General features: G+C 70.0%; 13 protein-coding genes. 8 read left to right on the top strand and 5 right to left on the bottom strand.

The annotated features are described in order from the left end of the window. Positions 1-63 precede the first annotated feature (63 nt). Complete coding sequence (locus tag ABD714_RS21430) at positions 64-834, bottom strand: CPBP family intramembrane glutamic endopeptidase (protein ID WP_344814494.1); 771 nt, start codon at positions 832-834, stop codon at positions 64-66. Between the two features lie 160 nt (positions 835-994). Between ABD714_RS21430 and ABD714_RS21425 the strand changes: the two genes are divergently transcribed. The 6 genes from ABD714_RS21425 to ABD714_RS21400 all read left to right on the top strand — a co-directional run bounded on the left by ABD714_RS21425 (position 995) and on the right by ABD714_RS21400 (position 6456). After that, positions 995-2503, top strand: a complete 1509-nt coding sequence (locus ABD714_RS21425; RefSeq protein WP_344814493.1) for a SulP family inorganic anion transporter — start codon at positions 995-997, stop codon at positions 2501-2503. Continuing rightward, entirely contained in the window at positions 2500-2928 is a 429-nt protein-coding gene (locus ABD714_RS21420; RefSeq protein WP_344814492.1) for a MerR family transcriptional regulator, read from the top strand. Before ABD714_RS21425 ends, ABD714_RS21420 begins: the two co-directional genes overlap by 4 nt. 4 nt (positions 2929-2932) lie before the next feature. Then, the gene (locus ABD714_RS21415; protein WP_344814491.1) at positions 2933-3979 is read left to right on the top strand and encodes an aspartate-semialdehyde dehydrogenase; all 1047 of its coding nucleotides are present in this window, start codon (positions 2933-2935) and stop codon (positions 3977-3979) included. Positions 3980-3984: 5 nt separating this feature from the next. After that, positions 3985-4872 carry a pyrroline-5-carboxylate reductase gene (gene proC, locus ABD714_RS21410; protein ID WP_344814490.1) on the top strand — a complete coding sequence of 296 codons (888 nt, stop codon included), beginning with the start codon at positions 3985-3987 and terminating at the stop codon, positions 4870-4872. Then, the gene (locus ABD714_RS21405; RefSeq protein WP_344814489.1) at positions 4869-6011 is read left to right on the top strand and encodes an acetoin utilization protein AcuC; all 1143 of its coding nucleotides are present in this window, start codon (positions 4869-4871) and stop codon (positions 6009-6011) included. The genes proC and ABD714_RS21405 overlap by 4 nt, the downstream gene beginning before the upstream one ends. A gap of 214 nt (positions 6012-6225) precedes the next feature. Continuing rightward, on the top strand, positions 6226-6456 hold the full coding sequence (locus ABD714_RS21400) for a helix-turn-helix domain-containing protein (protein ID WP_344814488.1): 231 nt from the start codon (positions 6226-6228) through the stop codon (positions 6454-6456). Positions 6457-6572: 116 nt separating this feature from the next. Here the strand turns inward: ABD714_RS21400 and ABD714_RS21395 are convergent, their stop codons facing one another. Beyond that, complete coding sequence (locus ABD714_RS21395) at positions 6573-9581, bottom strand: glycoside hydrolase family 2 TIM barrel-domain containing protein (protein WP_344814487.1); 3009 nt, start codon at positions 9579-9581, stop codon at positions 6573-6575. A gap of 122 nt (positions 9582-9703) precedes the next feature. Between ABD714_RS21395 and ABD714_RS21390 the strand changes: the two genes are divergently transcribed. Next, positions 9704-10486 carry a nucleotidyltransferase domain-containing protein gene (locus ABD714_RS21390; protein ID WP_344814486.1) on the top strand — a complete coding sequence of 261 codons (783 nt, stop codon included), beginning with the start codon at positions 9704-9706 and terminating at the stop codon, positions 10484-10486. Between the two features lie 67 nt (positions 10487-10553). Here ABD714_RS21390 and ABD714_RS21385 read toward each other — a convergent pair whose 3' ends face one another. Next, positions 10554-11435 carry a helix-turn-helix transcriptional regulator gene (locus ABD714_RS21385; RefSeq protein WP_344814485.1) on the bottom strand — a complete coding sequence of 294 codons (882 nt, stop codon included), beginning with the start codon at positions 11433-11435 and terminating at the stop codon, positions 10554-10556. Between the two features lie 128 nt (positions 11436-11563). On the opposite strand from ABD714_RS21385, the gene ABD714_RS21380 reads away from it, so the two are divergent. Continuing rightward, complete coding sequence (locus ABD714_RS21380) at positions 11564-12346, top strand: phytanoyl-CoA dioxygenase family protein (protein WP_344814484.1); 783 nt, start codon at positions 11564-11566, stop codon at positions 12344-12346. 140 nt (positions 12347-12486) lie between these two features. Here the strand turns inward: ABD714_RS21380 and ABD714_RS21375 are convergent, their stop codons facing one another. Both ABD714_RS21375 and ABD714_RS21370 read right to left on the bottom strand, forming a co-directional pair. Beyond that, positions 12487-13320, bottom strand: coding sequence for a carbohydrate ABC transporter permease (locus tag ABD714_RS21375; protein ID WP_344814483.1), 834 nt, complete (start codon positions 13318-13320; stop codon positions 12487-12489). Next, a partial coding sequence (locus tag ABD714_RS21370) for a carbohydrate ABC transporter permease (protein ID WP_344814482.1) occupies positions 13320-14268 on the bottom strand: 949 nt, incomplete at its 5' end. The genes ABD714_RS21370 and ABD714_RS21375, both read right to left, overlap by 1 nt.

Raw genomic sequence — 14268 nt, 5'->3', positions numbered from 1 at the left:
CTCCGGTCGTCAACGTGTGAGATCAGGGCTCGTCTCAGACCCTGAACTCACACGATCCGTGCCTCACAGCCACGAGACGTGGGGCGCCAGCAGCGCGTAGCCCACGAAGGCCGCGACGTCGAGCAGCGTGTGGGCCACGACCAGCGGCATCACCCGCTTCCAGCGCAGGTAGATCAGCCCGAACATCACGCCCATGATCAGGTTCCCGGCGAACCCGCCCCAGCCCTGGTAGAGGTGGTAGGAACCGCGCACCACCGCGCTGACCAGCACGACAGCTGGCAGCCGCCAGCCCAGCCGGTCGAGTCGGGTGAACAGGTAGCCGATCATCACGACCTCCTCGAGCACCGCGTTCTGGGCCGCGGCCACGACGAGCACCGGGATGGTCCACCAGTGGTCGGTCAGCCCCGACGCCTGCACCTGGGTGTTGACCCCGAGCGCCTTGGCCACCAGGTAGAGCCCCAGCCCCGGGATGCCGATGCAGGCGGCGATCATCGTGCCGAACCAGGCGTCGAAGCGCGGTCGGGTCAGGTCGAAGCCGATCCGGCGGCCGGCCGGCCGATCGGTCAGTCCGAGCAGGTAGAGGGCCAGCAGCGCGGGCACCACCGCGAAGCCGATGCCGACGACCTGGTAGATCAGGTCGAGCCACGGGCGGTCAGGGGTGACCGAGGCGTTCAGCGTCGAGGTCTGCTGGTTGAGCTGGACCCCCCGGGTCATCCGCTCGATGATCCGGAGCACCGAGTAGACCCCGGACTGGCCGAGCGAGATGGCCAGCACCACGAGCACCTCGAGCCCCAGCCGAGGGCGTACCGGCGAGACCGGGTCGGAGCTGTTCACCGGCCCATCTTCGCCGACCGACCGCTGTCTCAACCCAACCCTTACGTGAGGGTAGAGTTGCAACCGGCGCGGAGGGGCCACTGCCGACGTCTCGCTCACCGGCCCCGGCTGACCCGCCAGACCGCTACCTTCCCCACCACGAAGCCAGGTGCTCATGCCCGTGTCCGAAACCCGTCCCGCTGCGCTGACTGCCACCCCGGTCACGTCGGTGCTGGCAGCCCTCCGCTCACCGCGTCGGCTGCGGACCGAGGTGCTCGCCGGACTCGTGGTCGCCCTGGCCCTCATCCCGGAGGCCATCTCCTTCTCGATCATCGCGGGCGTCGACCCGCGGGTGGGGCTGTTCGCGTCCTTCACCATGGCGGTCACCATCGCCTTCACCGGCGGCCGGCCGGCCATGATCTCCGCCGCCACCGGGGCGATCGCGCTGGTGGTGGCGCCGCTCACCCGCGCGCACGGCGTGGACTACCTGGTGGCGGCGGTGCTGCTGGCGGGACTGGTGCAGATCGCCCTCGGCCTGCTCGGGGTGGCCAAGCTGATGCGGTTCATCCCGCGCAGCGTGATGGTCGGCTTCGTCAACGCGCTGGCCATCCTGATCTTCACCAGCCAGGTCCCGCACCTGATCGGCGTGCCCTGGTTGGTCTACCCGATGGTGGCCGTCGGCCTCGCGGTGATCGTGCTGCTGCCCCGGCTGACCTCGGTGGTGCCCGCCCCGCTGGTGGCGATCGTGCTGCTCACCGGCTTCGCCCTGGTCGTCGGGGTGACGGTCCCGACCGTGGGCGACCAGGGTGCGCTGCCCGACAGCCTCCCGACCCTGTTCTGGCCGCAGGTGCCGCTGACCGTGGAGACGCTGCGGATCGTCGGACCGTACGCGATCGCGATGGCCCTGGTCGGGCTGCTGGAGTCGCTGATGACGGCCAAGCTGGTCGACGACATCACCGACACCCACTCCGACAAGACCCGGGAGGGCTGGGGCCAGGGAGTGGCGAACCTGGTCACGGGTCTGTTCGGCGGCATGGGCGGCTGCGCCATGATCGGCCAGACCATGATCAACGTGAAGGTCTCCGGCGCCCGCACCCGGATCTCCACCTTCCTGGCCGGGTTGTTCCTGCTCATCCTGGTCGTCGGGCTGGGTGACGTGGTGGCGCTGATCCCGATGGCCGCCCTGGTCGCGGTGATGATCATGGTGTCGGTGGGCACGTTCGACTGGCACAGCGTCGATCCCCGTACCCTGCGGCGGATGCCGCTCAGTGCCACGATGATCATGCTGTGCACCGTGGCGGTCACCGTGGTCACCCACAACCTCGCGTACGGGGTGATCGTCGGCGTCCTGGTGGCGACCCTGTTCTTCGCCCGTCGGGTGGCCCACTTCACCGAGGTGGTCGACATCGCGCACCCCGACGAGAACACCCGGGTGTACGCGGTCCGCGGCCCCCTCTTCTTCGCCTCCAGCAACGACCTCGTCTACCAGTTCGACTACGTCGGCGACCCGGCCGAGGTGATCATCGACCTGTCGCAGTCGCAGATCTACGACTCGTCGACGGTCGCCGCGCTGGACGCCATCGAGCAGAAGTACCGGCAGCACGGGAAGAGCGTGAGCATCGTCGGGCTGAACGGGCCGAGCCAGGACTGGCACGATCGGCTCTCGGGTCGGCTGGGAGCCGGGCAGTGACGTCGGAGGGGATGCAGGTCGGGGTGGTCGCCGACCGGCTCGGGCTGTCGGTCCGCACCCTGCACCACTGGGAGGAGAAGGGTCTGGTGACCCCGTCGCACCGCTCCAGCGGCGGCTTCCGCCTCTACACGGAGACCGACCTCGAGCGGCTGCTGCTGATCCGGCGGATGAAGCCGCTGGACTTCAGCCTGGAGGAGATGCGGCAGCTGCTCGACGCGTTCCGCGTGCTCGCCGAGGAGCCCGGCGACGCGTCGGCGCTGGCCTTCGTCGAGCACTGTCGACGGCGCACGGCCGAGGGTCGGGCCGAGCTGGTGCGCAAGCTCACCTGGGCCGACGAGTTCTCCGCACTTCTGGCCGACCGCCTTCCGGGCCCGGCCCAGGGCGCGGAAGTCGGAACCGCGCCGGGCGGCGGGGCCGTAGTCTGACCCCATGCGCGTAGGAGTTTTCGGAGCGACCGGTCAGGTCGGCGGCGTCATGCGGACGTTGCTGGCGGAGCGTGCGTTCCCCTTCACCGAGATCAGGTTCTTCGCCTCCGCCCGGTCCGCCGGCCGGACGATCGAGTTCGCCGGCACCGAGGTCGTGGTCGAGGACACCGCCACGGCGGACTTCACCGGACTCGACCTCGCCCTGTTCTCCAACGGCAAGACCGCTTCGCTGGCCACGGCGCCCCAGGTGGCGGCCGCTGGGGCGATCGTGATCGACAACTCCTCGGCCTGGCGGATGGACCCCGAGGTCCCGCTGGTGGTCAGCGAGGTCAACCCCGACGACGCGCTGCGGCCGCCCAAGGGCATCATCGCCAACCCCAACTGCACGACCATGGCGGCCATGCCGGTGCTGAAGCCGTTGCACGACCGGGCCCGACTGACCCGGCTCACCGTGGCCACCTACCAGGCCGTCTCCGGCTCCGGCGGCGCCGGGGTCGAGGAGCTCGACAGCCAGGTGAAGGCGGTCGTCGACGAGGCTGCCGGGCTCGCCTTCGACGGTGGTTCGGTGGCGTTCCCCGAGCCGGTGACGTACGTCAAGAACATCGCCTACAACGTGCTGCCGCTCGCCGGCTCCGTCGTCGACGACGGCAGCGGTGAAACCGACGAGGAGCAGAAGCTGCGCAACGAGTCGCGCAAGATCCTGCACCTGCCCGACCTGCTGGTCGCCGGCACCTGCGTGCGGGTGCCGGTCTTCACCGGTCACTCGCTGGCCATCCACGCGGAGTTCGCCGAGCCGATCAGCCCCGAGCAGGCCACGGCGCTGCTCGCCGAGGCTCCCGGGGTCGCGCTGCTCGACGTCCCCACACCGCTGGACGCGGCCGGGCAGGACCCCAGCTTCGTCGGACGGATCCGCACCGACCAGTCCGTGCCCGACGGTCGGGGGCTGGTGCTGTTCATCAGCAACGACAACCTGCGCAAGGGCGCCGCCCTCAACGCGGTCCAGATCGCGGAGCTCGTCATCTCGCAGCTGGTCAGCGACCGGCAGGCCTGACCGCGATGGGCGAGCAGGTCAGCGACGACCGGCAGCAGTCCCCGGCCGCAACCGGGGCACCGGTGCTGGCCATCCTCGGCGCCGGGGTGATGGGGGAGACCGTGCTCTCCGGGCTCGTTCGCGCCGGCTGGGACGTCGCGCGCATCGTCGCCACCGACCGCCGACCGGAGCGGCAGGCGGATCTGACGGAGCGCTACGGCATCACCATGCTGGAGAACGACGAGGCGGCGGCGTCGGCCGACACCGTGATCCTGGTGGTCAAGCCCCAGGACATGAGCGAGCTGCTGGGCGAGATCCGCGGCTCGCTGCGGGCCGGCACCCTCGTCGTCTCGCTCGCCGCCGGTGTGGACACCGCCTCGATCGAAGCAGGTCTGGGGGGAGAGACCCCCGTGGTGCGCGTGATGCCGAACACCCCCGCGCTGGTCGACCAGGGGATGGCGGCCATCTCCCCGGGCACCTACGCGCAACCCCATCACCTCGATCACGTGACCGAGATCCTCTCGGCCACAGGTCGTGTCGTCACCGTGCCCGAGCGCTACCAGGACGCGGTCACGGCCATCTCGGGCTCCGGTCCGGCGTATCTCTTCTTCGTGGTGGAGGCGATGATCGAGGCCGGCGTGCACCTGGGCCTGCCGCGGGACATCTCCACCGAGCTGGTGGTGCAGACGATGCTCGGTTCGGCCACCATGCTGCGGGAGACGGGCGAGCACCCCACCGTGCTGCGCGAACGCGTCACCTCTCCGGGTGGGACCACCGCCGCCGCCATCAGGGTGCTGGAGGACCACAAGGTGCGGGCGGCCTTCCTCGGTGCCATGGAGGCGGCGCGCGATCGCAGCCGGTCGCTGGCCGAAGCGGCGCGATCGACCGCCGGGACCCCGGCGGCCCCGCGATGAGCGGGCGGCTGGTCCACTCCGAGGAGCTGACCAGGTACGACTTCGGCGTCGACCACGCGATGGGTCCGGGCCGGGTCCGGCACACCATCGATCTGGCTCGGCAGCTGGGTGTGCTCGACCTGCTCGAGGTCGTGCCGCCGCCGGCCGTCGACGACGACGTCATCCTCGCGGTCCACGACCGGGACTACGTGGACGCGGTCAAGGCCAACGTGGAGAACCTGGCCTACGGGCTGGGCACCACCGACAACCCGATCTTCCCGCGGATGCACGAGGTGTCGGGCACGATCGCCATGGCGACCACCGAGGCCGCACGCGGGGTGTGGCAGGGCGAGGTGCGACGGGCCTGCAACATCAGCGGCGGGCTGCACCACGCCATGCCGCGGGCCACCAGCGGGTTCTGCGTCTACAACGACGTCGCGGTGGCCATCAGCTGGCTGCTGGCCAACGGCGCCGAGCGGATCGCGTACGTGGACGTGGACGTGCACCACGGCGACGGGGTGCAGCAGATCTTCTACCACGACCCCCGGGTGCTCACGGTGAGCCTGCACGAGACACCGGCGGTGCTCTTCCCCGGCACCGGCTACCCGTCGGAGACGGGCGGGCCGGACGCGATCGGCTCGGCGGTCAACGTCGCGCTCCCCGCCGGGACGGGCGACTCGGGTTGGCTGCGGGCCTTCCACGCGGTGGTCCCGCAGGTGCTGGAGGCCTTCGCTCCGCAGATCCTGGTCACCCAGCACGGCTGCGACTCCCACCAGCACGACCCGCTGGCCGATCTCGAGCTCACCGTGGACGGGCAGAGGGCCTCCTACCTCGCCCTGGCCGATCTGGCCGACCGGTTCTGTGAGGGTCGGTGGGTGTCGACCGGTGGCGGCGGGTACGCGATCACCAACGTGGTGCCGCGCGCCTGGACCCACCTGCTCGCGATCGTCGCGGGCCAGCCGCTCGCCCCGGAGACGGAGACACCGCCGGCGTGGCGCGAGCCCCTGGGGCCGTACGCGCCCGTCGCCATGACCGACGGGGTGGAGATCGACTACACCGATTTCGACCTCGGCTTCAGCCCCACCAGCCGGCTCGACCAGGCGATCCTGGCCACCCGTCGAGCGGTCTTCCCCGAGCTCGGACTCGACCCGGGTCTCTAGCACGACGGGTGGGGAGGGCGGTCCGAATCGGTCCTTCGCGACCCGCCGCCGGCGTAGTGTGCGTCGCGAATCGAGGTTCGTCAACGAGACGCGCGGGGCGTGTCGCGATGAATTTCCTGTGAGATCTTCCCACGAGTACCAACTGCCACTACTCTCACACCATCACGTGCACCGACCCTCGTCGGCGCCGACCGTAGGGGGATGGGGGCCGGCCATGGTCGACAAGGGCAAGCCAGAAGAAGTGGCCTCGCTGCAGGGGCGACTGACCGGTGTGCGGTTCTACACCGTGGCCGAGGTGGCGGCCGTCATGCGCGTCTCCAAGATGTCGGTCTACCGCCTGATCCACTCCGGCGAGCTGGAGGCCGTCCGCTTCGGACGCAGCTTCCGAGTGCCGGAGTCGGCGGTCAAGGCGTTCCTGGACACCTCCTACTTCGAGACCGGGTAGTCGGCCTCTTCTGCCTCACCACACCGTCTCCGGTCTGCCCGCTCGGCTCGCGCGGCAGGTCGTCCCGGGCCACCCAGCCCGGCCTCGGCGGTGCGGTCCCCACCCACCGAGGTGAGTCAGGTGGTCGGGTCGGAGAAGACGACGTCGAAGCGGAAGGCGCCCGGCCAGAGCGCGTGCTCGGGCAGGACGTCGATGCCGCAGGCCCGTGAACCCACACCGTGCACGGCGGCGTCCAGGAACAGGTGGCTGTGCGTCGGCGTCGGCAGCTCGTACGGGTGCGGGCTCCGGTCGAGGTCCTGCGGCGTGTGGTGCGCGAGCGTGAAGCCCGGCCGGTGACCGTGCGGACCGGCCAGCGAGCGCAGCCGGAGTCGAGGGCCCGAGCCGTCGAACAGCTCGAGCTCGCGGACCGCGGCCCGGTGACCGGTCTCCTGCGGCCGGGAGTACGCCACGTTCAGCTCGTCGATGCCGGCCGCGAAGCGGCTGACCCGGGCGGCGTGGTCGGTGTCGGGATAGGACTCGTGCGGTCCCGTCCCGAACCAGGCGGCCCGGTCGACGTCGGTCGGCAGGTCGAAGCGGACCCCTACCCGGGGCCAGGTGCAGTCCCAGGCCGGTGACGGGTTGATCTCGACCCGGAGCGCGAGCCCGCCGTCGGTCAGGGCGGTCCAGGTGCAGGTGGTGTCGACGAACAACGTGCCGGCGGCCGCGGCGCTCCGCACCCGAACGACCAGACAGCTGTCGTCGTCGCTGAGTGACAGCAGCCGGTGGCTCAGCCGGTCCAGTCCGCGGTCCCGCCACCGCTGCTCCGACGACGGACCCGGAGCGCCCTCGCCGGCGGTGGCGTCCGGGTCACCGAGCTCGAACGACCCGCGCTGGTCGGACCGGTCGTTGTCGGTCGGACCGCGCCACAGCTCCAGCTGGGGTCCCTCCACCGGCAGCCCGTGCAGCCGCCGGAGCCGCCCCGTCGCGGCGGCGAAGACACTCGGACCCACCGTCAGCTCGTCCGCGGTCCGGGTGACCCGGCCGGTCGCCGCGACGGGGGTGGAGGTCGAGGGCGGTCGGCTGCGGTCGAACTGCGCGCAGGCCACCACGTGCCCGGCGGGTCCCCAGGCGGTGTCGGCCACCAGCTCGGCGGCGACCGTCAGCCAGGTCTCGCCCGCTCCGGCCGGGACCAGCAGCTCGTCCGGCAGCACCAGCGACGACTCTCCACCCGCCGGGACCGTCGGCACCACCAGCACGCTCTCCTCGACCATCCGGCCGTCGAGCTCGCGCCGGGCCACGAACTGCAGGTGACGGGTGTCGGCGGAGTGGAACCGGCTGCGGACCACCAGGGTCGACCCGTCCAGGGTCAAGATCACCGGCTGGCTGACCGCGGCGAACTCGGCGAGACCGGGAGTGGGGGAGTCGTCGGGCAGCACCATGCCGTCCATCACGAAGTTCCCGTCGTGCACCACCTCGCCGAAGTCGCCGCCGTAGCCGTAGTACGGGGTGCCGTCGGCGGCGCGGGTCAGCAGACCATGATCACGCCACTCCCAGACGAAACCGCCGTGCAGCCGGCCGTACCGTTCGGTGAGGTCGTCGTACTCGGCGATGGCGCCGGGGCCGTTGCCCATCGCGTGGACGTACTCGCACATCAGGAACGGCTTGCTGCGCACCCGGCGCGCCTCGGCCGGACCGCACTCCAGCAGCGCCCCGTGCTCGCCACCGATCGCCTCGGTCTCCATCAGATTCGGGTACATGCGGGAGTAGATGTCGGTGTAGGCGCCGGTGTAGTCGCCCTCGTAGTGCACCGGACGCTCCGGGTCGCGTCCTCGCACCCACTGCGCCATGGCCGCCAGGTTGACGCCGGTGCCGGCCTCGTTGCCCAGCGACCAGATCACGATGCTCGGGTGGTTCTTGTCCCGCTCGACGGTCCGCTCGATCCGGTCAAGGTACGCGTCCCGCCAGGCCACGTCGTCGCTCGGGTTCTTCGCCCAGCCGGAGAACACGAACCCGTGGGTCTCCAGGTCGCACTCGTCGATCACCCAGAAGCCGAGCTCGTCGGCCAGGGTCAGCACCTCCGGGTGCGGTGGGTAGTGGCTGGTCCGGATGGCGTTCACGTTGTGCTGCTTCATCATGATCATGTCCGCCCGGGCGTGCTCGGCGTCGAACACCCGGCCGCGTACGGGGTGGGTCTCGTGCCGGTTCATCCCGCGGAAGATCACCTGGCGGCCGTTGACCAGGAACCGGTCACCGACGATCTCCACCGTGCGGAAGCCGGTCCGCAGCCGGATCGTCTCGCCCGCGGCAGCGATCTCGACGTCGTACAACCGCGGCACCTCAGCGCTCCACGGCTCGACCCCGCCGATCGTGATCACCTCGCCGAGCGCGTCGGGTGAGTCGAACGACTGCTCGTACGACAGCTCGGGGATCCTCACCACCACAGGGAAAGCGGCGTCGGTGGCGCGTCCGCTCAGCCGGATGGTGCCGGTGCCGTCGGCGTACGCGGTCTGCAACCAGACGTCGTCCAGGCTGCCGACCGGGCGAGAGAGCAGGGTGACCGAGCGGAAGATGCCGGGCAGCCACCACTGGTCCTGGTCCTCGATGTAGCTCATCGAGGACCACTGGTGCACCCGCACCACCAGCACGTTCTCGCCGTCGACGAGCAGCTCGGTGACGTCGAACTCCTGGACCAGCCGGCTGCCCTTGCCGACCCCGACCTCGGTGCCGTTCAGCCAGACCCGGTAGACCGACTCGACGCCGTCGAACCGCAGCAGGACCTGCGCAGCGCCGTCGCCGCGCGGCGCCCAGTCCGGCCGGTCGAACCGGCGTCGGTACTCACCCGTCGGGTTCTCGTCGGGGATGTGCGGAGGATCGACCGGGAACGGGTAGATCACGTTGGTGTAGATCGGCTTGCCGTACGCCCCGTCACCGGCCAGCACCCAGTGCGACGGCACCGCCAGCTCGGACCAGTCGGCGTCGTCCAGCTGTGGATCGGCGACGGCGTCGTCCAGGCCCAGGTGGGACGGCAGCAGCCGGAAACGCCAGTCCCCGTCCAGGTTCAGCTCGGGAGCGTCGCTGTGCAGCCAGGCGCGGGCGGGAGTGCGGCGGCCGGAGCCCGGGGAGTAGTCGTCGACGTAGCTGGTCACCCGGCCACGGTAGTGGACCCGTCCGTCGCTGTCGCCGGGCGGCGGGGCCTTTGACGCTGCCGGACGGGCCGCTAGTTTGACCCCGGGTAGAACGTTTCAGCGTGCGGACGAGGAGGCGATCGGTGCAGCACCACGAGGCGACGGCCGAGGGTTACGTGGAGACGGTTCGGGACCGTCCCGAGGTGCTCGGGGTGGTGGTCGTCGGTTCGGTGGCGCGCGGCACCGAGCGGGAGGACTCCGACGTCGACCTCTATCTGGTCGTCACCGACGAGGCGTACGCCCAGGCCCGCTCGGCCGGCAGGATCGCGGCCGTCAGCCAGGACGGGGTCACCTACCCGGGTGGCTACGTCGACATCAAGCTGGCCAGCCCCGGCTACCTGACCGCCGCGGTCGCGGACGGCGATGACCCGACCCGGGCGTCCTTCGTCGGGGCCCGGGTCATGTTGGACAAGATCGGCGGCATCGCCGACCAGGTGGCGGCCGTGGTCACCCTGCCCGACGAGGTCTGGTCCCGTCGGGTGACCGCCTACCGCGCGCAGGCGCGGCTGTACGGCGGCTACTTCCTCAAGCAGGGCGACCAGCTGGGTGACCGGTTCCTGGTGCAGCATGCGGGGGTGCACCTGGCCCTGGCCGCCGGCCGCATCGCCCTGGCCCAGCACCGGCGGTTCTTCAGCGGTCAGAAGTACCTGACGGCCGCGCTGGCGGAGCTGGAGCTCCCGCCCCGCTTCGAGACGACCTGGCGGCACGTGGTGAACGCGCCGAGCGCCGCAGTCGGTCAGCACCTGCTGGAGGCCATCGACGCCTGGCTCGGCCCCCCGGAGCAGTTCGACCTGCAGCTGTCCCGGTTCATCTCCGACAACGAGCTGGCCTGGTTGAACGGCACGGTCCCGCCCGAGTTCTGGTGACCAGCCACGTCCCACCCACCCGCTGACGCCCCCTTCGCGTGCCCGCGCCCCCTCTGCAGTGGGTGCGTCAGTGAGTGAAAGGGGGCGTCAGGGCACCGGGAGCGGCCGGGCTGATGGTGTTCCACCGGCGGTACGTCGACGGACTGATCCCGTACGCGCGGCGGAAGCAGCGGCTGAAGTAGTTGGGGTCGGGCCAACCCACCTGGGCGCCCACCCACCCCACCGGGCGGTCGGTCTGCAGCAGCAGCGAGGCGGCGAGCTCGGCCCGGTTCCGGGCCAGCCAGGCCATCGGGGTCAGTCCGAGCTGACCGCGGAACTCGCGGTGCAGGTGGGACACCGAGGCACCGACCTCGGTCGCGAGCTCCGCCATCGTCCACGGGTGCGCAGGCCGGCGTCCGATCAGCAGCAGCACCGAACGCACTATCGGGCTGAGTGCCGGCCGGTGGTCCTCGTCCAACCGGATCTCCCCGAGCTCGCCGAGGACCGCGCAGGTCAGACCGACTGCCAGCACCGCGCTCGCTCGGCTCGGCTGCGCCCGCACCCGGCTCAGCTCGTCGACGCGCTCCCGTACGCGGTGGCGACCGGGATCGTCCAGGCCGTCGACAGCCACCCCGCCGCGCAGCAGGAACCGCCCGAGGTCGCCGACCTCGAGCAGCCAGCGCAGCTCGCCGTGCAGCAGCTCCGGCCCGAGATAGAGGTTGGCGATCACCGCCGGGTCGTGCTGATCGGCGTAGCCGTGCCAGTCGCCGGGGCGGACCGCCATCACCGCTCCGGCTTCCAGCGGCCGGTCACCGTCCGGGGTGGCGTACGTGACCCGACCCTCCAGCAGCACGGCCAGCTCCAGGAAGTCGTGGGTGTGGGTGGCGACGGGTCCGTCGAGGGCGATGACAGCCGCGGCGACCGGATAGCCGTCCGGCCCGAACACCTGGCGGCGGCGTAGACGGTCCATGAGGGCCTCAGCAGGATCGTGCTAGGAGTGGAGAGGCCTGAGCCTAGTCGCCGGAGACCGGTGCGGGCGAGCATGAAGGCCTGTCCGGTCCCGGCCGGTCCACGCTTCGACCCGAAGGAGACCCCAGCATGCAGGCCCAGCTCATCGGCGAGTCCACCCGCGTCGCCCCCCGCACCCTCACCGAAAACGAGGTCGCCGGTTACCGCGACAACGGCTTCATCCACCTGAGGGGCGTGCTCAGCCCCGAGGAGGTCGAGCGCTACCGCTCCGCGGCCGCCCGGGCGTACGACGAGATCAGCTCGCTGGACGCCGACAACCAGATGTTCCGACAGATCGTCCAGGTGTGGAAGTCCGACGTCACCCTGCGCGAGCTGACCCTGCACCCGGGTCTGGCCGACTACGCCGCCCAGCTGGCCGGGACCGACGTCCGGCTGTGGCACGACCAGCTGTTGATCAAGAAGCCGCACAACCACACAGCCACCGAGTTCCACCAGGACTCGCCGTACTGGCCGCACACCGGCGGGCGGCACCAGCTGTCGGCCTGGGTGGCGCTGGTCGACGTGCCGGTCGAGCGAGGCTGCATGACGTTCATCCCGGGCAGCCACCAGCGCAACGACTTGCGGGCCATCGACCTGACCGACGCCCACGACATGTTCGCCGCGGCGCCGGACCTGGCCTACGAGCAGCGGGTGACCGTGCCGCTGCGGGCGGGGGACTGCACCTTCCACAACGGCTACCTCGCGCACACGGCGAACCCCAACGACACCGACGAGTTCCGCTACGCGATGGTGAACATCTACGTCGACGCCGAGACCCGCTTCAGCGGTGCCCGCCACGTCTGCACCGACGACCTCGACCTCACCGTCGGCCAGGTGCTCCCCGACGACGAGTTCCCCCGCTTCCCTCAGTAACCGGTGACGCCCCCTTTCGCTATCTCACGCAACCCGTGCAGAGGGTGCGTGGACGAGCGAAGGGGGGCGTCGGTGAGTTCGGGCGGGCCGGGCGCTTCGCTGCACGGCCGCTCGCAACGGGAAGCGGGTTGGTGCGCTTCTCAGCCCTTGACGGCTCCCGACGTCATGCCGGCCACGATCTGGCGGTTGAAGAAGATGTACATCACCAGCGGCGGGACCGTGATCAACAAGATGTTGGTGAACAGCAGGTGCCACTGACTCAGCATCTGGCCCTGGAAGTTGTACAGGGTGAGCTGCACGGTCACGTTCTCGTTGCCGGGCAGGAAGTAGAGCGGTCCGGTGAAGTCGTTGAAGATGGCCACCGCCTGCACCACGATCACGGTGATCACCACCGGCTTGAGCAGCGGCAGGATGACCGAGAAGAACAGCCGGATCGGACCCGCGCCGTCCACGGTCGCCGCTTCGTCCAGCTCCCTCGGGATCGAGGCGACGAAGGCACGGAACAGCAGGATGCAGAACGACAGACCGAAGGCCACGTTCACCAGGATCATCCCGATCATCTGCTTGAACAGGCCCAGCTCCTGCAGCACCCAGATGGTGGGCACGATGGCCGGCGGCACGATGAGGCCGGCCATCACGAGCAGGTTGACCAGCGGGTTGATCCGCGAGCGGCGTCGCTGCAGCACGTAGCCGACCATGGCGGCCAGCACGACCATGATCGTCACGCTGGCCACGGTCAGGGTGGTGCTGTTGATGAAGGCCCGCAGCACGACGAACTGGCGGACGGTCAGGACCGTCTGGATGTTCTCCCACAAGTGCCAGCTGGTGGGCCAGCTGAAGTCGAACTTGGCGGCCTCCGGACCGGTCTTGGCCGCGGTGAGCACGATGAAGGCGAACGGGACCAGGAACACGATCACCGACGCGACCACCGCCACGACGCCCACGATCCAACCGATGAGCTTCTTCCTCTTCATCAGCGCCGCACCTCCCGCCGGCTCAGGAACCACTGAACCGGGATCACGATCGCCGTCACCACCACGAACAAGATGACGTTGCCGGCGGTGGACAGACCGTAGTAGCCGGCCTGGTAGTTCTTGTAGATCAACGAGCCGATCACGTCGCTGCTGAAGCCGGGTCCGCCCCCGGTCGTGGCCCAGATGAGCTCGAAGGACCGCAGCCCGCCGATGAGCGACAGCAGGATCACCGTCGCGGTCGCCGGCATCACGAGCGGCAGGGTGATGTGCCAGAAGTTCTGCCAACCAGAGGCGCCGTCGACGCGGGCCGCCTCGTAGTACTCCTGCGGGATCCCGACGAGCCCCGCGATGTAGATCAGGGTGGCAATCCCGACGCCTTTCCAGATGTCGATCAGCGCGACGCTGTAGAGCGCCAGCGCAGGATCGGTGAGCCAGGCCGGACCGGCGATGCCGAAGACCGCGAGAGCCTGGTTGATCACCCCGTCGAAGGGATCCATCAAGATCTTGAACGTGAGGCCGATGCCGATCGTGGAGACCAGCACCGGGAAGAACACCACCGACCGGAGGTAGCCGCGAGCCACGATCTGGGAGGTGAGCAACACCCCCAGCAGCAGACCCAGGACCACCTTGGCGGCCGAGGTGAGGAAGCCGTAGATGAACGTGTTGATGAACCCCCGGACGAGGAAGGGCTCGTTGAAGAACTGGCGGAAGTTGTCCAGACCGATGAACTCGGTGTCGAACAGCGTCCAACGGGTGAGGGAGAAGTAGAACGACGCGAACGTCGGCACGGCGAACAGCACGCCGAAGATGATGGCGGCCGGCAGGTAGAACCACAGCGGGTAGGGGCTTTTCCGCTTCCGCCCGGGGCGGGGCTTGGAGACGCCCCTCGAGGTGGCGGGTGCGGAGATCGTTGACACCATCTGGTCTCCGTTGATCAGGGGTGAGGAA

It is taken from the genome of Microlunatus aurantiacus (assembly GCF_039536605.1).
Lineage (GTDB): Bacteria > Actinomycetota > Actinomycetes > Propionibacteriales > Propionibacteriaceae > Microlunatus > Microlunatus aurantiacus.
This window is presented reverse-complemented; position numbering and strand designations above follow the sequence as displayed.